The organism is Shinella fusca (assembly GCF_014203155.1).
Lineage (GTDB): Bacteria > Pseudomonadota > Alphaproteobacteria > Rhizobiales > Rhizobiaceae > Shinella > Shinella fusca.
This window is the reverse complement of the sequence record NZ_JACHIK010000003.1, coordinates 185,567-206,805: the sequence shown is the minus strand read 5'-3', so window position 1 is coordinate 206,805 and position 21,239 is coordinate 185,567. Positions and strand designations below refer to the sequence as shown.

Annotated in this window: 16 protein-coding genes; 7 read left to right on the top strand and 9 right to left on the bottom strand. The window is 65.8% G+C overall.

Translation table 11 applies throughout. The annotated features are described in order from the left end of the window. Positions 1 to 85: 85 nt before the first annotated feature. Together HNQ66_RS05515 and recG are read right to left on the bottom strand one after the other, a co-directional pair. Positions 86 to 295, bottom strand: coding sequence for a hypothetical protein (locus HNQ66_RS05515; RefSeq protein WP_184141684.1), 210 nt, complete (start codon positions 293 to 295; stop codon positions 86 to 88). A gap of 75 nt (positions 296 to 370) precedes the next feature. Continuing rightward, the gene (recG, locus tag HNQ66_RS05510; protein ID WP_184141682.1) at positions 371 to 2,476 is read right to left on the bottom strand and encodes an ATP-dependent DNA helicase RecG; all 2,106 of its coding nucleotides are present in this window, start codon (positions 2,474 to 2,476) and stop codon (positions 371 to 373) included. A 107-nt stretch (positions 2,477 to 2,583) separates the two neighbouring features. Between recG and HNQ66_RS05505 the strand changes: the two genes are divergently transcribed. Next, entirely contained in the window at positions 2,584 to 2,892 is a 309-nt protein-coding gene (locus HNQ66_RS05505; protein WP_184141680.1) for an FAD assembly factor SdhE, read from the top strand. Next, on the top strand, positions 2,889 to 6,401 hold the full coding sequence (mfd, locus tag HNQ66_RS05500) for a transcription-repair coupling factor (protein WP_184141678.1): 3,513 nt from the start codon (positions 2,889 to 2,891) through the stop codon (positions 6,399 to 6,401). The genes HNQ66_RS05505 and mfd overlap by 4 nt, the downstream gene beginning before the upstream one ends. Before the next feature lie 194 nt (positions 6,402 to 6,595). Here mfd and HNQ66_RS05495 read toward each other — a convergent pair whose 3' ends face one another. Next, entirely contained in the window at positions 6,596 to 7,267 is a 672-nt protein-coding gene (locus HNQ66_RS05495; RefSeq protein WP_184141676.1) for a DsbA family oxidoreductase, read from the bottom strand. 104 nt (positions 7,268 to 7,371) lie between these two features. After that, positions 7,372 to 9,171, bottom strand: coding sequence for an extracellular solute-binding protein (locus tag HNQ66_RS05490; protein ID WP_184142239.1), 1,800 nt, complete (start codon positions 9,169 to 9,171; stop codon positions 7,372 to 7,374). Positions 9,172 to 9,460: 289 nt separating this feature from the next. Here HNQ66_RS05490 and HNQ66_RS05485 point away from each other — a divergent pair, with 289 nt between their 5' ends. Continuing rightward, the gene (locus HNQ66_RS05485) at positions 9,461 to 10,087 is read left to right on the top strand and encodes an invasion associated locus B family protein (protein ID WP_184141675.1); all 627 of its coding nucleotides are present in this window, start codon (positions 9,461 to 9,463) and stop codon (positions 10,085 to 10,087) included. A gap of 77 nt (positions 10,088 to 10,164) precedes the next feature. Here HNQ66_RS05485 and hspQ read toward each other — a convergent pair whose 3' ends face one another. Continuing rightward, on the bottom strand, positions 10,165 to 10,497 hold the full coding sequence (hspQ, locus tag HNQ66_RS05480; RefSeq protein ID WP_184141674.1) for a heat shock protein HspQ: 333 nt from the start codon (positions 10,495 to 10,497) through the stop codon (positions 10,165 to 10,167). A gap of 154 nt (positions 10,498 to 10,651) precedes the next feature. Here hspQ and HNQ66_RS05475 point away from each other — a divergent pair, with 154 nt between their 5' ends. Both HNQ66_RS05475 and HNQ66_RS05470 read left to right on the top strand, forming a co-directional pair. Further along, positions 10,652 to 11,680 (top strand): hypothetical protein, encoded by a 1,029-nt coding sequence (locus HNQ66_RS05475; RefSeq protein ID WP_184141673.1) that lies wholly within the window; start codon positions 10,652 to 10,654, stop codon positions 11,678 to 11,680. A 48-nt stretch (positions 11,681 to 11,728) separates the two neighbouring features. Next, positions 11,729 to 12,763, top strand: coding sequence for a TAXI family TRAP transporter solute-binding subunit (locus tag HNQ66_RS05470; RefSeq protein WP_184141672.1), 1,035 nt, complete (start codon positions 11,729 to 11,731; stop codon positions 12,761 to 12,763). A 243-nt stretch (positions 12,764 to 13,006) separates the two neighbouring features. On the opposite strand, the gene glnA is transcribed toward HNQ66_RS05470, so the two are convergent. Together glnA and HNQ66_RS05460 are read right to left on the bottom strand one after the other, a co-directional pair. Next, positions 13,007 to 14,416 (bottom strand): type I glutamate--ammonia ligase, encoded by a 1,410-nt coding sequence (gene glnA, locus HNQ66_RS05465; protein WP_184141670.1) that lies wholly within the window; start codon positions 14,414 to 14,416, stop codon positions 13,007 to 13,009. Positions 14,417 to 14,472: 56 nt separating this feature from the next. Then, on the bottom strand, positions 14,473 to 14,811 hold the full coding sequence (locus tag HNQ66_RS05460) for a P-II family nitrogen regulator (RefSeq protein ID WP_003515720.1): 339 nt from the start codon (positions 14,809 to 14,811) through the stop codon (positions 14,473 to 14,475). A 346-nt stretch (positions 14,812 to 15,157) separates the two neighbouring features. On the opposite strand from HNQ66_RS05460, the gene HNQ66_RS05455 reads away from it, so the two are divergent. After that, on the top strand, positions 15,158 to 16,648 hold the full coding sequence (locus tag HNQ66_RS05455; RefSeq protein WP_184141668.1) for an NAD(P)H-hydrate dehydratase: 1,491 nt from the start codon (positions 15,158 to 15,160) through the stop codon (positions 16,646 to 16,648). A gap of 25 nt (positions 16,649 to 16,673) precedes the next feature. Here HNQ66_RS05455 and HNQ66_RS05450 read toward each other — a convergent pair whose 3' ends face one another. Both HNQ66_RS05450 and uvrA read right to left on the bottom strand, forming a co-directional pair. Further along, positions 16,674 to 17,483 (bottom strand): DUF72 domain-containing protein, encoded by an 810-nt coding sequence (locus tag HNQ66_RS05450; protein WP_184142237.1) that lies wholly within the window; start codon positions 17,481 to 17,483, stop codon positions 16,674 to 16,676. A gap of 22 nt (positions 17,484 to 17,505) precedes the next feature. Beyond that, on the bottom strand, positions 17,506 to 20,424 hold the full coding sequence (uvrA, locus tag HNQ66_RS05445) for an excinuclease ABC subunit UvrA (RefSeq protein ID WP_184141666.1): 2,919 nt from the start codon (positions 20,422 to 20,424) through the stop codon (positions 17,506 to 17,508). Positions 20,425 to 20,711: 287 nt separating this feature from the next. On the opposite strand from uvrA, the gene HNQ66_RS05440 reads away from it, so the two are divergent. Then, positions 20,712 to 21,239 carry a single-stranded DNA-binding protein gene (locus tag HNQ66_RS05440; RefSeq protein WP_184141664.1) on the top strand — a complete coding sequence of 176 codons (528 nt, stop codon included), beginning with the start codon at positions 20,712 to 20,714 and terminating at the stop codon, positions 21,237 to 21,239.

Genomic DNA, 21,239 nt, shown 5'->3' with positions numbered 1-21,239 from the left:
GATCCTCGGGTCAAGCCCGAGGATGACGGCAGAGGGGAGGATGGATTGTCTGAGCCGCCCCACCGCATGGGACGGCCCGAAAACCCTATTCTGTCACCGTAGTCACGTCCTTCTGCTCGTCCAGAAGAACCTTGTCGGCATCCGCCGGCAGGCGGGATTGCTTTTCGGTGGTGGTGATGCTGGCCGTGGTGATCGTCTTGTCGACCTTGGCCTTCGCGCTGTGCCATGCGCAGTCCGCAAGGGCGGAGGAGGCGGAGAGGGCAAGCATTGCTGCGACTACGAGAACTGTCTTCATGGCATTTCTCCTTCTTCGCTGATGCGGGGGAAGTATGCGCTCACGCGGTTTGACGGCGAAATCACGATTTCGTGGTCATCCGGCGCGCAGGAACCGGATCGCCTCGTCCCGCCGGTAGAGATAGAGCAGGGTGCGGATCGCCTCGCCGCGCGGGCTTGTCAGGTCCGAATCGCGCTCCAGGAGATAGGCGGCGTCCTTGCGGGCGATCTCCAGGAGGTCGCCATGGGCTTCGAGGCTTGCCACGAGGAAGCCCGGCGTGCCGGACTGGCGGGTGCCGAGGAGCTCGCCTTCGCCGCGCAGCTTCAGGTCCTCCTCGGCGATGCGGAAACCGTCCTCCGTCTCACGCAGGATGGAAAGGCGCGCCCGGCCGTTCTCCGAAAGCGGGCCCTTGTAGAGGAGGATGCAGCTCGACGCCTCCTCGCCGCGTCCCACGCGGCCGCGCAACTGGTGGAGCTGGGCGAGGCCGAAGCGTTCGGCATGCTCGATGACCATGATCGAGGCGTCCGGCACGTCGACGCCGACCTCCACGACCGTCGTGGCGACAAGAAGCCGTGTCTCGCCGTTCTTGAAGGCGACCATGGCCGCGTCCTTCTCCGGCCCGCTCATCCGGCCGTGCACGAGGCCTGCGGCGTCGCCGAAGACGCTTTTGAGCGTCGCGTGCCGCTCCTCGACGGACATCAGGTCGCTTTCCTCCGATTCCTCCACCAGCGGGCAGATCCAGTAGGCCTTCTTGCCTTCGGCAAGCGCCGTGCGCAGACGCTCGACGATCTCGCCGGTCCGCTCCTGCGGCACGACGACGGTCTGGATCGGCTTGCGGCCGGCCGGCTTTTCCGTGAGCTTGGAGACGTCCATGTCGCCGAAGGCGGCGAGCACCAGCGTGCGGGGAATGGGTGTCGCCGTCATCACCAGCATGTGCGGGGAAATGCCCTTGGCCGTGAGGCGCAGGCGCTGGTGGACGCCGAAGCGGTGCTGCTCGTCCACCACGGCGAGGACGAGGTCCCTGTAGGCGACATTGTCCTGGAAGAGCGCATGGGTGCCGATGACGATCTGCGTCTCGCCGGAGGCGATGCGCTCCAGGATGGCATCGCGCTCGCGGCCCTTGGTGCGGCCGGTCAGCACGTCGATGGTGAGGCCGGCGGGGGAGGCCATGCGCGAGAGCGTCGAAAAATGCTGGCGCGCGAGGATTTCCGTCGGCGCCATCAGCACGGCCTGCCCGCCGCTTTCGACGGCAGCCAGCATCGCCATCAGCGCCACCGCCGTCTTGCCCGCGCCGACGTCGCCCTGCAGGAGCCGCAGCATGCGCTGTTCGCCCGCCATGTCCTTCAGCACTTCGGCGATGGCCGTCTGCTGGCTTCCCGTCAGCGAGAAGGGCAGGGCGTCGATGACGGGGCGGCTCAAGGCTCCCGTCGCGGTCACCGGCCTGCCTGCCACCTTGCGCAGGCGCTGGCGCACCAAGGCGAGCGAGATCTGGCCGGCGAGGAATTCGTCATAGGCGAGGCGCCGCCGGGCGGGTGCCTGCGGATCGAGGTCCGTCTCGTCGCGCGGGTCGTGCATGCGGTGGAAGGCGTCGAAGGCCGAGGGGAAACCCTGCCGCTGCACCAGCGCCTCGTCGATCCATTCCGGCAGCTGCGGCACGCGGGCGACCGCGGCTTCGACGACCTTGCGCAGCACACGGGATGTAAGCCCCGCCGTGAGCCCGTGCACGGGCTCGACCAGCGGCAGGCTGTCGGCCTCGCCGAGCCGGACCATGTAGTCGGGATGCACCATGGAGGGACGGCCGTTGAACCAGTCGACCTTGCCGCTCACCACCACCGTCTCGTCCACGGGCAGGGCCTTTTCCAGCCAGTTGCCCTTGACGCGGAAGAAGGTCAGCGCCAGCTCTCCGGTCTCGTCGTGCAGGAAGACGCGGTAGGGCTGGTTCGACTTGCCGGGCGGCGGCGGCTGGTGGCGGTCGACGCGGCCGGTGATGGTGACGATGACGCCCGGCGGCGCGTTGGCGATGCCCGGCTGGTTGCGCCGGTCGACGATCGAATGCGGGAAATGGAAGACGAGATCGATAACGCGGCAATCCTCGATGCTCTCCTCGCCGAGCAGACGCGCGAACAATTCCCCGAGCTTCGGGCCGATGCCGGGAAGCGAGGAGAGGGGGGCGAAGAGCGGATCGAGCAGGGCAGGTCTCATGGCGGGCAAAATCGCCGGAGATCATGCCTTTGGCAAGGCTGACAAGCGGCTTTTGCCGGTCTATAGAAGCGCGAAAGCAGGCAAAGCCGCAGGAAGGTGGGACGATCATGACGGGAACGACACGCTCGAGCGCCGAGATCGACCCGCGCCGCAAGCGCATCCTCTTCCGCTGCTGGCACCGCGGCATCCGCGAGATGGACCTGGTGCTCGGCGCCTTCGCCGATGCCGAGATCGCCACGCTTTCCGAAGCCGAGCTCGACGAGCTGGAGCGCATCATGGCCGAGGAAGACAACGACCTCGTCAAATGGGTGACCGGCGAGAAGCCGGTGCCGGAGGAATTCCGGCGCGGCCTCTTCCCGCGCATCGCCGCCTACAAGCCCGATTTCTCGCCGCTCTTTGAAGACGACCGCGCATGATCCCCGGATTTTCTCCCGAACGCATTGCCGGCGCCGGCCGGCCGATGACTATCGGCGCCGTGCCCTCCGGCGTCGAGCCGCTGATCCTCGCCGAGCTCGCCCGCAAGGGCGGCCCGCTCGCCTATGTGCTGTCCGACGGCCAGCGCATCTCCGATCTGGAACAGATGCTCGGCTTCGTCGCGCCCGATATCCCGGTCCTGACGCTGCCCGGCTGGGACTGCCTGCCCTATGACCGCGTCTCGCCGAGCGCCGAGGTTTCCGCGCGCCGGCTCTCGGCGCTCTCCGCGCTGATCGCCCATCGGAAGAAGCCGCATGCGGCCATCGTGCTCGTCACCGTCAACGCCATGCTGCAGAAGACGGCGCCGCGCTCGGTCATCGAGAGCCTTGCCTTCTCGGCGAAGCCCGGCAACCAGATCCGCATGGACGACATCGCCGCACGGCTGGAGCGCAACGGCTTCGAGCGCGTGGCGACGGTGCGCGAGGTCGGCGAATATGCCGTGCGCGGCGGCATCCTCGACGTCTTCGTGCCCGGCAGCCTCGAGCCGCTGCGCCTCGATTTCTTCGGCGACACGCTGGAGAGCATCCGTTCCTTCGACCCGGCGAGCCAGCGCACGACGGGGCAGGCCCGCTCCCTCGACCTCAACCCGATGAGCGAGGTGACGCTGACGCCGGAAACGATCTCGCATTTCCGCACGCAATACCTCTCCTCCTTCGGCGCGGCGACGCGCGACGATGCGCTCTATCAGGCCGTCTCCGAAGGCCGGCGCTATGCCGGCTTGGAGCACTGGCTGCCGCTTTTCTACGACGAACTGGAAACGACCTTCGACTATCTCGAAGGCTTCCGTATCGTCACGGACCATACGGTGCGTGAGGCGGCCGTCGAGCGCTCGCGCCTCGTGCGCGACTATTACGATGCGCGCCTTGCCTCCGCCACGCCCGGCAAGGGGCAAATCGCGCAGGCGACGCCCTACAAGCCCGTGCCGCCCGGCCGGCTCTATCTCGACGCCGAGCGTTTCGCGCGCGAGCTCGATACCCTCGACGCCATCCGCCTCTCGCCCTTCAACGAGCATGAAGGCGAGGCGCGCCATGTCGAGACCATCGAGGCGCGGTCCGGCATGCGCTGGGCGCGGCCGGCCGGCAGCGAGGATGCCGATGGCGGGCGCGTCAACGTCTTCGACCAGGCGGTGAAACACATCGCCGACAAGCGAGCCTCCGGCGCCAAGGTGCTCGTCACCGGCTGGTCGGAAGGCTCGCTCGACCGCCTGCTGCAGGTGCTCGCCGAACACGGGCTCGGCAATGTCGTGCCGGTCGAGAAATTCGCCGACCTGCGCAAGCTGAAGCCGGGCGAGGCGGGTTCGGCGGTCCTCAGCCTCGAAAGCGGCTTCGAGGCGGGCGATATCGTCGTCATCGGCGAGCAGGACATCCTCGGCGACCGCATGGTGCGCCGCGCCAAGCGGCGCAAGCGCGGCGCGGACTTCATCACCGAGGTCGCGGGCCTCGACGAGGGCTCCATCGTCGTCCATGCCGAGCACGGCATCGGCCGCTTCGTGGGCCTGCGCACCATCGAGGCGGCCGGCGCGCCGCATGCCTGCCTCGAACTCCTCTACGCGGACGACGCGAAACTCTTCCTGCCGGTCGAGAACATCGACCTTCTCTCGCGCTACGGCGGCGAGGGGACGGATGCGATCCTCGACAAGCTGGGCGGCGTCGCCTGGCAGGCGCGCAAGGCCAAGCTCAAGAAGCGCCTGCTCGACATGGCCGGCGGCCTCATCCAGATCGCCGCCGCGCGCCTCGTGCGCCATGCGCCGGTGCTCGCTTCGCCCGAGGGCGTCTACGACGAGTTCGCCGCCCGTTTCCCCTATGACGAGACGGACGACCAGGCGAACGCCATCGACGCGGTGCGCGAGGACCTCGGCGCCGGCCGGCCGATGGACCGGCTGGTCTGCGGCGATGTCGGTTTCGGCAAGACGGAGGTGGCGCTGCGCGCCGCTTTCATCGCCGCGATGAACGGCGTGCAGGTCGCCGTCGTCGTGCCGACCACGCTCCTCGCGCGTCAGCATTTCAAGACCTTTTCCGACCGCTTCCGCGGCCTGCCGATCCGCGTGCAGCAGGCCTCCCGCCTTGTCGGCTCGAAGGAACTGATGCTGACCAAGAAGGAGCTTTCCGAGGGCAAGACGGATATTGTCGTCGGCACCCATGCGCTGCTCGGCTCGTCGATCAAGTTCGCCAATCTCGGCCTCCTCATCATCGACGAGGAGCAGCATTTCGGCGTGAAGCACAAGGAGCGGCTGAAGGAGCTGAAAAGCGACGTCCACGTCCTCACGCTCTCGGCGACGCCAATCCCGCGCACCCTGCAGCTCGCCATGACGGGCGTGCGCGAACTCTCGCTCATCACCACGCCGCCGGTCGACCGCATGGCGGTGCGCACCTTCATCTCGCCCTTCGATCCGCTCGTCATCCGCGAGACGCTGATGCGCGAGCATTATCGCGGCGGCCAGAGCTTCTATGTCTGCCCCCGTCTCAGCGACCTTGCGGAAATCCACGATTTCCTGCGCCAGGACGTGCCGGAGCTGAAGGTGGCTGTCGCCCATGGCCAGATGCCGGCGACGGAACTGGAAGACATCATGAACGCCTTCTACGAAGGCCGCTACGACGTGCTGCTCTCGACCACCATCGTCGAATCCGGCCTCGACGTGCCGACGGCGAACACGATGATCATCCACCGCGCCGACATGTTCGGCCTCGCCCAGCTCTACCAGCTCCGCGGCCGCGTCGGCCGGTCGAAGGTCCGCGCCTTCGCGCTGCTGACGCTGCCGGTCAACCGCACGCTGACCGGCACGGCCGAACGCCGCCTCAAGGTGCTGCAGTCGCTCGATACGCTCGGCGCCGGCTTCCAGCTCGCCAGCCACGACCTCGACATCCGCGGCGCAGGCAACCTCCTCGGCGAGGAGCAGTCCGGCCATATCAAGGAGGTCGGCTTCGAGCTTTACCAGCAGATGCTCGAAGAGGCCGTCGCCGAGATCAAGGGGGACGAAGAGGTGGCCGACAGCGGCTGGTCGCCGCAGATCTCCGTCGGCACGCCGGTGATGATCCCGGACGACTATGTGCCGGACCTGCACCTGCGCCTCGGCCTCTACCGCCGCCTGGGCGAGATCACCGAGCTTGGCGATATCGACGCCTTCGGCGCAGAGCTGATCGACCGCTTCGGCCCGCTGCCGGTCGAGGTGCAGCATCTCCTCAAGATCGTCTACATCAAGTCGCTCTGCCGCGTGGCGAATGTGGAAAAGCTCGACGCGGGGCCGAAGGGCGTCGTCGTGCAGTTCCGCCACAAGGAATTCCCCAACCCGGCGGCACTGGTGGGCTACATCGCCAAGCAGGGCACGCTGGCGAAGATCAGGCCCGACCAGAGCCTGTTCCTGTCGCGCGACTACCCGACGCCGGAAAGGCGCCTGACGGGCGCCGCGCAGGTGATGACGCAGCTTGCGGGGCTGGCGAAGCAGGGGGCCTGAGGCTCTCACTTTTATCGAGCCACTGTCAGCGACGCTATCGGCACCTCCCGACAGCCACCTCCATCGTCATGGTCGGGCCTGACCCGACCATCCACGCCGCGGGTGCCGTCTGGATCCTCGGGTCAGGCCCGAGGATGACGGAAGTAGGTGGGTTGGTTGAGAAATAGGGTAGCCGGAGGCGCGGCTATGCGGTCTCAGTTCTTCCCGATACGCTCCTGCGCCTTCATCGCGGCGATTTCGCGGAAGGCGTTGGTGAGGACGTCGACGGACTGTGCGCCCATTACGGCATACTTGTTGTCGACGATGAAGCAGGGGACGCCGGTGACGCCCATGTCGCGGGCCATGCCGATCTCCTCCTTGACGGAATCGACGTCCGCGCCGGCGGAAAAGAGGGCCGTCACCACGGAACGGTCCATGCCGCACGCCTCCGCGATATCGAGCAGCACCGCGCGGTCGCCGACATTGCGGCCTTCCTCGAAATAGGCCTTGAAGAGCGCAAGCGCCACGCGCTCCTGGATGTGCGGCCCCTCGATCATCGCCCAGCGCAGCAGGCGGTGGGCGTCGAGCGTGTTGGGCGAGATCTTCACGGCGGGAAAGTCGAAATCGATGCCGTCCTCGCGGCCGAGGCTTGCAAGCCGCTCATGCGCGCTGTCGACGGCAGCCGTCCCGCCGAGCTTTTCGGCAAGGTGCTTCTTGTGGTCCACGCCGTCCGGCGGCATGTCGGGGTTGAGCTGGTAGGGGCGGAACGTCACCGAGACGGCAAGCTCGTCCTTTACGTTGCCGATTGCCTTCTCCAGCCGGCGGGTGCCGAGATAGCACCAGGGGCAGACGACGTCCGAGACGACATCGATCGTAATGGCTTCCATCCGGGTTTCCTTTCGCATTTCCGGGATATTCCGGACAGGCCGTCGAGATAGGCCGGCCTGCCGCCGCTTTCAACAGGTTACCTCGAGGTAACCCGCCCCGCGCCCTACTGTGCCCGCGCGTCCCACCAGGTCGGGAACTGGAATCCGTAGAGCGGAACCGTGTCCGGCCGGGCGATGTGCCTGGAATGCGCGACCCATTGCTCGCCGAGATGATAGAGCGGCACGACATAATAGTTGGAAAGCAGCATCCTGTCGTGCAGGCGCACGGCCGAGCGGAAATCCTCCGACGTGCGCGCCGTCAGCATGGCCTCGATGATGCGGTCGACGTCGGGATCGGCGACGCCCGCGAAGTTGGAGCTGCCCGGCCGGTCGCGGGAGATCGAGCCCCAGTAGCTGACCTGGTCGATGCCGGGCGAGAGCGAGGCGGGGTAGGCTTTGACGATCACGTCGTAGTCGAAGGTCTGGCTGCGGCTCTGGTACTGCGAATCGTCCACCGTGCGGATCGTGGCGCGCACGCCGAGGGCGGCAAGGAAGCGCTGGTAGGCGAGCGCCAGCTTCTCCTGGTCGGCGTTCTGCGTCATGATCTCGAAGGAAAGCGGCGCGCCCGCCTTGTCCGTCATACGCCCGTCGCTGATGGCGTAGCCGGCCTTGTGGAAGAGGTCGAGCGCTTCGCGCAGCACCTTGCGGTCGCGGCCCGAACCGTCCGTCTTCGGCAGGAGATACGTGCCGGCGAGGATATCCGGCTCGATGCGGGAGATGGCGGCGCCCGCGATCTCGCGCTCGCGCGCGTCCGCCGGAACGCCCATCGAGCTGAGCTCGGAGTTCTGCCAGTAGCTCTCCGTGCGCTTGTAGGCGTTCTCGAAGAGGCTGCGGTTCACCCATTCGAAATCGAAGACGAGCGTCAGCGCCTTGCGCAGGTCGCGGTTCTGGAAGAGGGGACGGCGCGTGTTGAACACGAAGCCGAGCATGCCGGAGGGCGTGTGCGGCGTGATGGCGTCCTTCACGACGTCGCCGGAAAGCGCCGCGGGAAAATCGTAGCCGCGCGCCCATTTCGTCGGGTTGCCCTCCTGGTAGAGGTCGATCTCGCCCTTTTTGAAGGCCTCGAAGAGCGAATTGTCCTGCAGGAAATATTCGACGGAAATCTCGTCGTAATTGTCGAAGCCGACCTTGGAGGGAAGGTCCTTGCCCCAGTAGTTCGGATCGCGCGCGAAGACGATCTTCTCGCCGGGCTTGACCTCCTTGACCTTGTAGGGACCGGAGCCGAGCGGCAGGGCAAGGGACGTGCGGTCGAAATTCTCCACATCGATGGCGTGTTTCGGCAGGATGGGCGAATAGCCGGCGATCAGAAGCGGCGTCTCGCGGTCCGCCTTGTCGTTGAAGGTGAACCGCACGCTGCGCTCGCCGACCTTTTCCACCTTTTCGACGCCTTCGAGCCGCCGGTTGAACGGCGTTCGGCCCTTGTCGCGCAGAAGTTCGAAGGAGAAGATGACGTCTTCCGGGGTGATCGGCACGCCGTCCGCCCAGCGGGCCTTCGGGTTGAGGTTGAACTGGATGAAGGTGCGGTCGTCGTCCCATTCCACCGTCTCGGCGACGAGGCCGTACATGGTGAAGGCCTCGTCGCGCGAGCGCTGCATCAGCGATTCGTAGACGAGGTTGCCGAATTCGGGGTCCCACATGCCGCGCGCCGTGGTGCGCATGCTCTTGAGGATGAAGGGGTTGAGGTTGTCGAACGTGCCGACGACGCCGTAGGCGATGTGCCCGCCCTTCTTCACGTCCGGATTGACGTAGCCGAAATGCTTGTAGTCCGGCGGCAGGGCCGGCTCGCCGTGCATGGCGATGGCGTGCACGGGCGCGGCAAGGCCCGGCATCGCGCTTGCGCCGAAGAGGCAGGCGGCAAAGGCCATCAGGATGGGGCGCAACGGGGTCTCCTCGTGGGTCCGGCTGATTCTCGTGCATTATAGCCGCCGCAAAGCGGACGGCAGCGTGGCAGGGGCGGGAAATAGAAGGCACGCAGGATTTTCGCAAGGAAAGGCTGGATATCCGCCGCGGCGCATTGTAACAGGTGTACCCCGAAGCGGGTCATGCAAATGCCTCATTTCGCCGACAGGAGAGCGCACGGCAGACCGACGCCCGAGAGGGGCCAAGGAGGGGCACCGTCGCTCCGGCACCGGATTTTCAGGAGACCGAACTCGTATGATCTTCACATCCAAACTCATCAAGCGGACCGTGCTTTCCGCCTTTACTGCTTCCGTTGCCATGGCGGCCGCTCCGTCCGCATCGCTCGCACAGCAGCAGGCCGCTCCGCCGAAGGGCTGGTTCAAGGTCTGCACCAAGCAGGAAGACAATGACGTCTGCATCGTGCAGAACCTGCTTGCCGCAAGCAGCGGCCAGCTCATCACCGCCGTCGGCCTCATCACCGTCTCCGGCAAGACCAACCGCAAGATCATGCAGGTCTCGGTTCCGAGCGCCCGCCTGATCCCCGTCGGCGTCCAGATGCAGATCGACGGCGGCAAGGCCCAGAAGCTCGACTACGCCATCTGCATGCCCGACAAGTGCGTCGCCGAGGTCCCGCTGACCGACCAGATGATCGGCAGCCTGAAGAAGGGCGGCGAGCTCGTCCTGACCTCGGTCAACTTCCAGCGCGCGCCGAACCCGATCAAGATCTCGCTCGAAGGCTTCACCGGCGTCTTCGACGGCGAGCCGATCGAACAGTCGCAGCTCGAAGAGCGCCAGCGCCTGCTGCAGGAAGAAATGCAGAAGAAGGCCGAGGAAGCCCGCAAGAAGCTCGAAGACGCCCAGAAGGCCGCCAAGAGCCAGTAAGCCGGCGCCTCGCCGAACGGATACGAAAAACCCGGCCTCTGGCCGGGTTTTTTATTGGCTGCGAGGAGGGGCGGCAGTTAGTGGAAGATGCCGCTTTCTTCCTTCCAGCGATAGTGCCCGTGGTCGGCGTTCATCAGGGCGCGGACCTGCGGATGGCGGATGGGCTGGCCGCTCTCGTCCGCAACGAGGTTCTGTTCGGAGACATAGGCGACATATTCCGCCTCCTCGTTCTCCGCAAAGAGGTGGTAGAAGGGCTGGTCCTTGGAGGGACGGATTTCTGCCGGAATGGCATTCCACCACTCTTCGGTGTTGGCGAATTCGGGGTCGACGTCGAAGACCACGCCACGGAAGGGGAACATCCGGTGGCGGACCACGTCGCCGATGGCAAATTTTGCATGACGCATCTTCATGGGCGTACCTACCTTTCCTCTTATATTTGGGTAATTGCCGTGAAACATCAATAGTTCCGGCCTATCGCCCGTTCATTCTGCGAGGGAGCGGCGCTTGCACCCTCCGTCGTTTTCGGCGTATCTCGAAAGAAACGTCTCGGGCGGATCGGATGGCATGAACAACCAATGGGGCAGAAACGGCAGCGGGCCGGCGGCAGGCCGGGGCGGCGCGGGCGGCATCCTGTTCGCGTCCCTCGTTTGCCTGGCGCTCGGCGGGGCGGCCGGCTATGCCGCATTCCGTTTCACCGGCGACAGCGCGCCCTCGGACGAGATCGAGCAGCGCGACCGGCGCATCGCCGATCTTGCGAAGGAGCTCGACGCCCGGGTTCAGGAGATCGACGAAAGCGGGCGGAAGGCCGATGCGCTCCTCAAGGAGAACGCGGCGCTCAAACAGCGGGTCGAGGCGCTCGACAGCGCGGCGTCCGCCCCCCAGGCGGCGGTTTCCGAGGCCGAATATGCCCGCCTGACGCAGGAAACCATTCCGGGCCTGAAGAACGAACTGGAGCTTGCCCGCCAGCGCATCGCCGATGCCGAGGCGCTGAAGGCGCGGGCGGAGGAGGCGGTGCGCGACCGCGAACGCCGGCTTTCCCTCGGCGCGGACCAGATCGCCCGGCTGGAAAAGGCGCTGGATGCCGCCCGCAGCGACGAGAATGCCGCCCAGACGGCGGAGACCGAGCGGCTGGAAGCGGAAGCCGATACCTTGCGGCGCCAGCTCTCCGAGGCGCAGGCCGCGGCGGAGAAGGTGAGGACCGGCGACCTGCCGGCCCTTCGCGCCGAAATCGCCCGCAAGGACAAGGAAATCGCCGCGCTCAAGGCGCAAAACGGCGTGCTGACAACGCGGGTCGCCGCGCTGGAGGCGGCCAGCCGCGCGGCGCAGCCGAGCCGGCCGGTCGACGGCGCCGAAAAGCCGGTGCGCGACACGGCAAAGCCGTCCGAGGGCCGCAATCCGCGCGATGCGGCGCTTGTCGCCCGCGCGATGCAGGATACGCCCGGGCTCGACCGGCTGAACGACACGCAGCGCGACCGGCTTGAGCGGACGCTGGTTTCCGGCGAATGCGTGACCAATGCGCTCGGCGGCGTCTTCAAACGCGTGCCCGTGCTGGCGCTGCGCAACCTGATGCGGGACCTCGACAGCGACTGCTAGGGGTCCGTTCTACAGCGGCGCCGGCGCCGGATTTGGAAGGAGACAACGATGAAGCGATCTGTTCTGGCGGCCGCGCTCGGCCTTGCGCTTTCGGTGGGCGGCGCCTCGGCCGAAGGCTTCGAGCGCAATATCATGACGGGCGGCCCGCAGGGCACCTATATCCAGATCGGCCGCGATATCGCCGCGCTCGGCGCCGATTGCGGCCTGACGCTCAACGTCGTCGAAAGCGCCGGTTCGCTGGAAAACTTCGTCGGCGTGCGCAACCGCCGCAACACGCAGTTCGGCATCGTACAGAGCGACGTGCTGGAATATCTCAAGACCTTCGAGGCGAACGACCCGGAAGTGCAGAAGGCCGTGAAGGGCGTGCGCATCATGTTCCCGCTCTACAACGAGGAGATCCATGTCCTCGCGCGCAAGGACATTGCCAGCATGAAGGACCTTGCCGGCCGGAAGATCGCCGTCGGCAAGAAGGACAGCGGCACCTTCCTCACCGCCACCCTGATCATGGATATCCTGCAGGTGAAGGCCGGCGAGCGGATCGACATCAACCCGGACGAGGCGCTGCCGAAGCTGCTTTCCGGCGAGATCGACGCCTTCTTCTACGTCGCCGGCGCGCCGGCCGCGCTTTTCACCGGCAATGCCATCGACAAGGCGAAATTCCATCTGGTGCCGATCACCGAGGCGCCGCTGCTCGCAACCTACACGCCCTCGCGCATCGAGGCCGGCACCTATTCCTTCCAGGACCAGCCGGTCGACCTCATCGCGGTCAAGGCCGTGATGATGACCTACGACTACGACATCAAGCGCAATGCCTATCACCGCGAGAGCTGCAAGGCGGTCGCGGATTTCTCCAGCCTCATCCTCACCGGCCTCGACAAGCTGAAGGCGACCGGCCATCCGAAATGGAAGACGGTGGACCTCACGGCGCTGCCGCCCGGCTGGCAGGTCGGCGTCTGCGTAAAGGCCGGCATGGCCCTCGACTACAAGCCCGCCTGCAAGCCGCCCGCCGAAAAGGCCGGCGGCGGCGCGGACGATTCGAACGAGGAATACCTCAACCTGCTCAAGCAGCGGCTGCAGCAGTAGCGGGTGGAGGGTGGCGCGTGGATCCTCGGGTCAAGCCCGAGGATGACGGAGAGGAGGAAAGGTCGCCTGTCCGTTGGGTGGGGCGGCACGCGGCAACGCTGCTTTTGCCTCATACTTCCCTCCTGTCGTCATCCTCGGGCTTGACCCGAGGATCCGCACGCCACCCACCGCGCGACCGACATCCCGACAACAAAAAACCCGGCCGATGGCCGGGTTTTCCGTATCAGCAATCTGCTGCGCCGATCAGGCGGAGTAGTACATGTCGAATTCGACCGGGTGCGGGGTCATTTCGAAGCGCATGACCTCGGCCATCTTCAGCTCGATGTAGCTGTCGATCTGGTCGTCGTCGAACACGCCGCCGGCCGTCAGGAACTTGCGGTCCTTGTCGAGGCTTTCGAGGGCTTCGCGCAGCGAGCCGCAGACGGTCGGGATCTTCTTCAGTTCCTTCGGCGGCAGGTCGTAGAGGTCCTTGTCCATGGCCTTGCCGGGATGGATCTTGTTCTTGATGCCGTCGAGGCCGGCCATCAGCATGGAGGCGAAGCCGAGATAGGGGTTGCCGAGCGGGTCGGGGAAGCGGATCTCGACGCGCTTGGACTTCGGACCCGTGCCGAACGGAATGCGGCACGACGCCGAGCGGTTGCGGGCCGAATAGGCGAGCAGGACCGGCGCTTCATAGCCCGGGACGAGACGCTTGTAGGAGTTCGTCGTCGGGTTGGTGAAGGCGTTGATCGCCTTGGCATGCTTGATGATGCCGCCGATGAAGTAGAGGCAGCTTTCCGAAAGGCCGGCATATTCGTCGCCGGCGAACTGGGGCTTGGAATCCTTCCAGATCGACAGGTGGACGTGCATGCCCGAGCCGTTGTCGCCGAAGATCGGCTTCGGCATGAAGGTGGCCGTCTTGCCGTAGGCGTTGGCGACCTGATGCACGACGTACTTGTAGATCTGCACCTTGTCGGCGCTGCGCACCAGCGTGTCGAACTTGACGCCGAGCTCGTGCTGGGCGGCGGCCACTTCATGGTGCTGCTTTTCGACCGTGACGCCCATCTCGGTGAGGACCGTCAGCATTTCCGAGCGCATGTCCTGGCACGAATCGACCGGGGGAACCGGGAAATAGCCGCCCTTGACGCGCGGGCGATGGCCGAGGTTGCCGGTCTCGTAGTCGGTGTCGTCGTTGGAGGGAAGCTCCGAGGAATCCAGCTTGAAGCCGGTGTTGTACGGGTCTGCCTTGTACTTGACGTCGTCGAAGACGAAGAATTCCGGTTCCGGGCCGGCATAGACGGTGTCGCCGATGCCCGAGGCCTTGAGGTAGGCTTCGGCCTTCTTGGCCGTGCCGCGCGGGTCGCGGTTATAGGCTTCGCCGGAGACCGGGTCGAGGATGTCGCACATGACGACCATGGTGGACTGGGCGAAGAACGGGTCCATGTGAACGGTCGCCGGGTCGGGCATCAGCACCATGTCGGATTCGTTGATGGCCTTCCAGCCGCCGATCGAGGAGCCGTCGAACATGACGCCGTCGGCGAACATGTCTTCGTCGACGCAGCCGACGTCCATCGTCAGGTGATGCATCTTGCCCTTCGGGTCGGTGAAGCGCAGATCGACGAACTTTACGTCGTTTTCCTTGATTTGCTTGAGGATATCGTTGGCAGTCGTCATGGTATGTTCCTGTGTGAGATGACGAGATGGACGCCGTGGCCGGTGGCCAGGCGGGATCAGATGGCGTCGACGCCGGTTTCGCCGGTGCGGATGCGGATGACTTCTTCGACGTTGGAGACAAAGATCTTGCCGTCGCCGATACGGCCGGTCTGGGCGGCATTGCGGATCGCCTCGATGACGGCCTCCGCGTTCTCGTCCGCCAGCACGACCTCGACCTTCACCTTGGGCAGGAAGTCGACGACGTATTCGGCACCGCGGTAAAGTTCCGTATGGCCCTTCTGGCGGCCGAAACCCTTCGCTTCGGTGACGGTGATGCCCTGCAGGCCGACTTCCTGAAGAGCCTCCTTCACCTCATCGAGTTTGAAAGGCTTGATGATCGCTTCGATCTTTTTCATGAGAAGATGTCTCTCCGCTTCTCCCGTTTGCGCGAGGTTTACGCCCGCTGCACAGTTCAATGCACGTAGCATGCCAAGTCGAAGCAGGATGCGTGCCAGATCGCGGAAATTCCGTTTCCCGGCCAGTCCTGTCCGTCTCTCACGCCGGCGATGATGCGGCTTTCCGCGCAAAAGGGCCAGCGGTATTTGCCTAAAAAATGTCTCCTGCGGCGCCGGCATGCGCAGCCTCGTTGCTTTCCCCTGCCGCAGAGCCGCATATTTGAGCATAGAGGATATGCAAGTGCATAAAAAACAGGCGAATAACGGCGGGCTTGTGTTCCGGGAGCCGATACGGTCATGCTGGGCCATGCACAAGGACCTGGACACGCTGATCATCACGCCCGAGGAGATGGGCCGCATCGACCGCGCGGCGGCGGCCTCGGGATTGTCGGGCTACGGCCTGATGGAGCGGGCGGGGCAGGCGGTCGCCGCCGCCGCGCTCCGCCGCTTTCCCGGCGCACTTCGCTTTGCCGTGCTGTGCGGGCCCGGCAACAATGGCGGCGACGGCTATGTCGCCGCCCGCGCGCTGCAGGAGGCCGGGGCCGCGGTCGCAGTCCATGCGCTCGGCGATCCCGGCTCTCTGAAGGGCGATGCCGCGACGGCCTTCAAGGCGTTCGACGGCACGGTCGCGCCGCTTGCGGCCTATGGTCCCCGCCCGGGCGATGTCGTCATCGATGCCCTGTTCGGCGCGGGCCTTTCGCGCGACCTGCCGGAGGAGGCGGTCCGGATCATCGAGGCGGTGCGGGACAGCGTGCTGCCCGTTCTGGCGGTGGACCTGCCCTCCGGCATCGACGGGCGCACGGGAGCGGTGCGGGGCGATGCCTTCGCGGCGGCGGCGACCGTCACCTTCATGTGCCGCAAGCCCGGCCACCTGCTGCTGCCGGGCCGCACGCTCTGCGGCGAGGTGGAGGTCTTCGACATCGGCATTCCCGCCCGCATCCTCGCCGGCCATGCCGGCCATATGCGGGTCAACACGCCGGCCGTCTGGCGCATCGCGCTGCCGGTGGAAACCGGCGCAACGCACAAATATGTGCGCGGGCACCTTGCTGTCTTCTCCGGCCCCGCAACGGCGACGGGCGCGGCGCGGCTTTCGGCCAGCGCGGGGCTGCGTGCCGGCGCCGGCCTCGTCACCGTCCTTTCGCCGCCTGAAGCGCTTGCCGCCAATGCCGCCCATCTCACCGCCGTCATGCTGAAACCGGTCGGCGGGCCGGACGATCTCGCCGTATTGCTCGACGACGAGCGGCTGAAGACCTTCGTCCTCGGCCCCGGCTTCGGGGATTTCGGGAAGGCGAGGACCTATGTGCGCGAGATTGCCGGCCGTGGCCGCCGCCTCGTCCTCGACGCGGACGGCATCAGCGCCTTCCGCGACGAACCGGACGCGCTTTTCCGCCTCTTTGCCGGCGGAGAGCCGCGGCTGGTGCTGACGCCGCATGACGGGGAATTCGCCCGGCTTTTCCCCGATCTTGCGGAGGATGCCGGCCTTTCCAAGATCGAACGGGCACAGAAGGCGGCGGCACGCAGCCATGCGGCCGTGATCCTCAAGGGCGCCGACACGGTGATCGCCGCACCGGACGGCCGCGCCCTCGTCAACGCGAACGCGCCGCCATGGCTGGCGACGGCAGGCTCCGGCGATGTGCTTGCCGGCATCGCCGGTGCGCATCTCGCACAGGGCATGCCGGCCTTCGAAGCCGCGGCAAGCGCCGTCTGGCGCCATGGCGAAGCGGGCAGGGCGGCCGGCGAGGGGATGACGGCGGAAGACCTTGTCGGCGCGCTGCGTGGTTTCGACCGAACCGGATAACGGTTCGCCGTGGCCGGCTTCCCGGCTATCGCGGCTGGGTGCGCTTCTGCAATTCGCGCGCGCCGTTGGGCGCGTTCACCTTGCCGGAGGTGATGAAGAAGGCGAAGACGTCGCGGGCCTTCTTCGCCGGCTTCGTCTCGGGATCGATCTTCGGCAGGTCGGAGGGCTCGCCCCCGCCGGCCCATTCCTTGAAACGGCCGGCCCATTCGGAGAGGGCCTTTTCCGGATAGCAGGTCTTGATGTCGTCCGAGCCCTTCTGCAGGCGGGCATAGACGAAACCCGCCGTCACGTCGGCGATCTCCGGATAGTCCTCGTGCTGCGCGTAGACGACGGCCGCCTTGTACTTGCGGGCAAGTGCCGCGAATTCCGGCGTCATGAAGGTCTCGTTGCGCACTTCCAGCGCGTGTTTCAGCAAAAGCCCGTCGAGCTTTTCCGGCAGCAGCTTCAGGAATCCCTCGAAATCCTCCGGCTCGAATTTCTTCGTCGGCGGGAACTGCCAGAGGATGGGGCCGAGATGATCGCCGAGCTCGGTCAGCCCCTGCGTCAGGAATTTCTGGACGGACTCGCCACCTTCGGCCAGCACCTTGCGGTTCGTCGTGAAGCGGCTCGCCTTCAGCGAGAAGATGAAGCCGTCCGGCACTTCGGAGGCCCATTTGGCGAAGGTCTCCGGCTTCTGCGAACCGTAATAGGTGCCGTTGACCTCGATGGCCGTCAGCTCGCGGCTGGCGAACTCGAGCTGCCGCTTCTTCGGCAGCTTTTCGGGATAGAACGTGCCTTCCCAGGGCTCGAAGGTCCAGCCGCCGATGCCGGTACGGATTGCGCCGGATGCACTCATCATCGTCCTCCCTTATGAATGGTCATTCCGCCGCCACCCGCTTCATCGGCCGGCGCTCCAGGAGCTCCTTCAGGAACTGGCCGGTATAGGAGCGCTCGACCTTCACCACGTCCTCGGGCGTGCCTTCCGCGATCACCTCGCCGCCGCCGTCGCCGCCTTCGGGCCCGAAGTCGATGATCCAGTCGGCGGTCTTGATGACCTCCAGATTGTGCTCGATGACGACCACCGAATTGCCCTGGTTGACCAACTCGTGCAGCACTTCGAGGAGCTTCGCCACGTCATGGAAGTGGAGGCCCGTCGTCGGCTCGTCGAGGATATAGAGCGTGCGGCCGGTCGAGCGCTTCGACAGCTCCTTGGCGAGCTTGACGCGCTGCGCCTCGCCGCCCGACAGCGTGTTCGCCTGCTGGCCGACCTTGATATAGCCGAGGCCCACCTGGTTCAGCGTCGTGAGCTTGTCGCGCACGGCAGGAACGGCGGCGAAGAACTCGACGCCTTCCTCCACCGTCATGTCGAGCACGTCGGCGATGGACTTGCCCTTGAAGGTGACGTCCAGTGTCTCGCGGTTATAGCGCTTGCCGTGGCAGACGTCGCAGGTGACATAGACGTCCGGCAGGAAGTGCATCTCGATCTTGATGACGCCGTCGCCCTGGCAGGCCTCGCAGCGCCCGCCCTTGACGTTGAAGGAGAAGCGGCCGGGCTGGTAGCCGCGGGCCTTCGCTTCGGGAAGCCCCGCGAACCAGTCGCGGATCGGCGTGAAGGCGCCGGTATAGGTCGCCGGGTTGGAGCGCGGCGTGCGGCCGATCGGCGACTGGTCGATGTCGATGACCTTGTCGATATATTCGAAGCCGTCGATGCGCTCGTGCTCGGCCGGGATCTCGCGCGCGCCCATGACGCGGCGGGCGGCGGACTTGTAGAGCGTCTCGATGAGGAAGGTCGACTTGCCGCCGCCCGAAACGCCCGTCACCGCCGTGAAGACGCCGAGCGGGATCGATGCGGTGACGTTCTTCAGGTTGTTGGCCTTCGCGCCGACGACCTTGATTTCCTTTTTCTTCTTCGGCTTGCGGCGTTCCGCCGGAACGGCGACCGCAAGCTCGCCGGAGAGGTACTTGCCCGTCAGCGACTTCGGATTGGCGATGATCTCCTGCGGCGCGCCCTGCGCGATGACCTCTCCGCCGTGGATGCCGGCGGCCGGGCCGATGTCGACCACATAGTCCGCCGTCAGGATGGCGTCCTCGTCATGCTCGACGACGATCACCGTGTTGCCGATGTCGCGCAGGTGCCGGAGCGTGTCGAGGAGGCGCGCATTGTCGCGCTGGTGGAGGCCGATGGAGGGCTCGTCCAGCACGTAGAGCACGCCCGTCAGGCCGGAACCGATCTGCGAGGCGAGGCGGATGCGCTGGCTCTCGCCGCCCGACAGCGTGCCGGAATTGCGCGAGAGCGAGAGATATTCGAGGCCCACATCGTTGAGGAAGCGCAGGCGCTCGCGGATCTCCTTGAGGATGCGGACGGCGATCTCGTTCTGCTTGGCGTTCAGCTTCTCCGGCAGCACGTCGAACCAGTCGCGCGCCACGCGGATCGACATATTGGTGACTTCGCCGATATGCAGCCTGTTGATCTTGACCGCCAGCGCCTCGGGCTTGAGGCGGAAGCCGTTGCAGGCCGGGCAGGGGGCGGCCGACATGTAGCGCTCGATCTCCTCGCGCGACCAGGCGCTGTCCGTCTCCTTCCAGCGGCGCTCGAGGTTCGGCACGATGCCCTCGAAGGTCTTCACCGTCTTGTAGGAGCGCGCGCCGTCCTTGTAGTTGAACTCCACCTTCTCCTTCGTGCCGTGGAGGATGGCGTCCTGCGCCTCCTGCGACAGTTCCGACCAGCGGTTGGAGAGCTTGAAGCCGTAGGCGGCGCCAAGCGCTTCCAGCGTCTGGTTGTAGTAGGGCGAGGACGACTTCGCCCACGGGGCGATGGCCCCGTCGCGCAGCGTCCGCTCGCTTTCCGGCACGATCAGGTCCGGGTCGATCTTCTGCTGGCTGCCGAGGCCGTCGCAGGTCGGGCAGGCGCCGAAGGGGTTGTTGAACGAGAAGAGCCGCGGCTCGATCTCCGGGATGGTGAAGCCGGAAACGGGGCAGGCGAACTTTTCCGAGAACATCACGCGCTCGTGCGTTTCGTTCAGCGACTTGTTGGCCGAGCCGCCGGCCGCCGTCTCCTCGACCGGCAGCGGCTTGTCGGCGAATTCCGCAACCGCAAGGCCGTCGGCGAGCTTGAGGCAGGTCTCGATGCTGTCGGCAAGGCGCGAGGCGAGGTCGGCACGCACGACGACGCGGTCGACCACCACGTCGATGTCGTGCTTGTACTTCTTGTCGAGCGCCGGTACGTCGGCGATCTCGTAGAACTGGCCGTCGACCTTGACGCGCTGGAAGCCCTTCTTCATCAGTTCGGCGAGTTCCTTCCTGTACTCGCCCTTGCGGCCGCGCACGACGGGCGCAAGAATGTAGAGGCGCGTGCCTTCGCCGAAATCGAGCACACGGTCGACCATCTGGCTGACCGTCTGGCTCTCGATCGGCAGGCCCGTCGCCGGCGAATAGGGAACGCCGACGCGCGCGAAGAGAAGGCGCATGTAGTCGTAGATCTCGGTGACCGTGCCGACGGTCGAGCGCGGGTTCTTCGAGGTCGTCTTCTGCTCGATGGAGATGGCCGGCGACAGGCCGTCGATCTGGTCGACGTCCGGCTTCTGCATCATCTCCAGGAACTGGCGCGCATAGGCCGAGAGGCTCTCGACATAGCGGCGCTGGCCCTCGGCATAGATCGTGTCGAAGGCGAGCGACGATTTTCCGGAGCCCGAAAGCCCGGTCATGACGATCAGCTTGTTGCGGGGCAGGTCGAGGTCGATGCCCTTGAGATTGTGCTCGCGCGCGCCGCGAATGGAAATTGTCTTGAGTTCGCTCATTGTGTCCAGCGTCGAAGGTCGTTGCGCATAATTGGGATCGGCCCCTATGTAGGGATTGATGGAGGCCTGTCCATGCGCCGTCAGAAGATTCCGTGCCCGTTTCCGATTCGGTTGACAAGAGTGTAGGGAATTATTAGAACAAAAAAAGAACGAAATTTCGCAATTGATCTGTGGATTACCACTTGCGCGGGGCGGCGCCCGGCGACGGCAGCTTATAAGATGCCACATTCGTGTAGTGAAATGATGTCGGGCGCCCTTCGTCCGGCGCGACAACGGGAAGTACGGGTATGGCTGGAAGCGTCAACAAGGTGATCTTGATCGGGAACGTCGGTGCGGACCCGGAAATCCGGCGCACGCAGGACGGTCGGCCGATCGCCAACCTGCGCATCGCCACCTCCGAGACCTGGCGCGATCGCAACAGCGGCGAGCGCCGCGAGAAGACCGAATGGCACAATGTCGTCGTCTTCAACGAGGGCCTGTGCAAGGTCGTCGAGCAGTACGTCAAGAAGGGCGCCAAGCTCTATATCGAGGGCGCGCTGCAGACCCGCAAGTGGCAGGACCAGACCGGCAACGACCGTTACTCGACGGAAGTCGTGCTGCAGGGCTTCAACTCGACGCTGACCATGCTCGACGGTCGCGGCGAAGGCGGCGGTGCGGGCCGGGGCGGCGATTTCGGCGGCAGCAGCAATTTTGGCGGCGGTCAGAACTACGACGACTACGGTTCGCGACCGGCTTCCGGCAGCGGCAGCGGCAGCGCAAGCCGTTCGGGCGGTTCGCAACTTTCGCGCGATATGGATGATGACATCCCGTTCTGA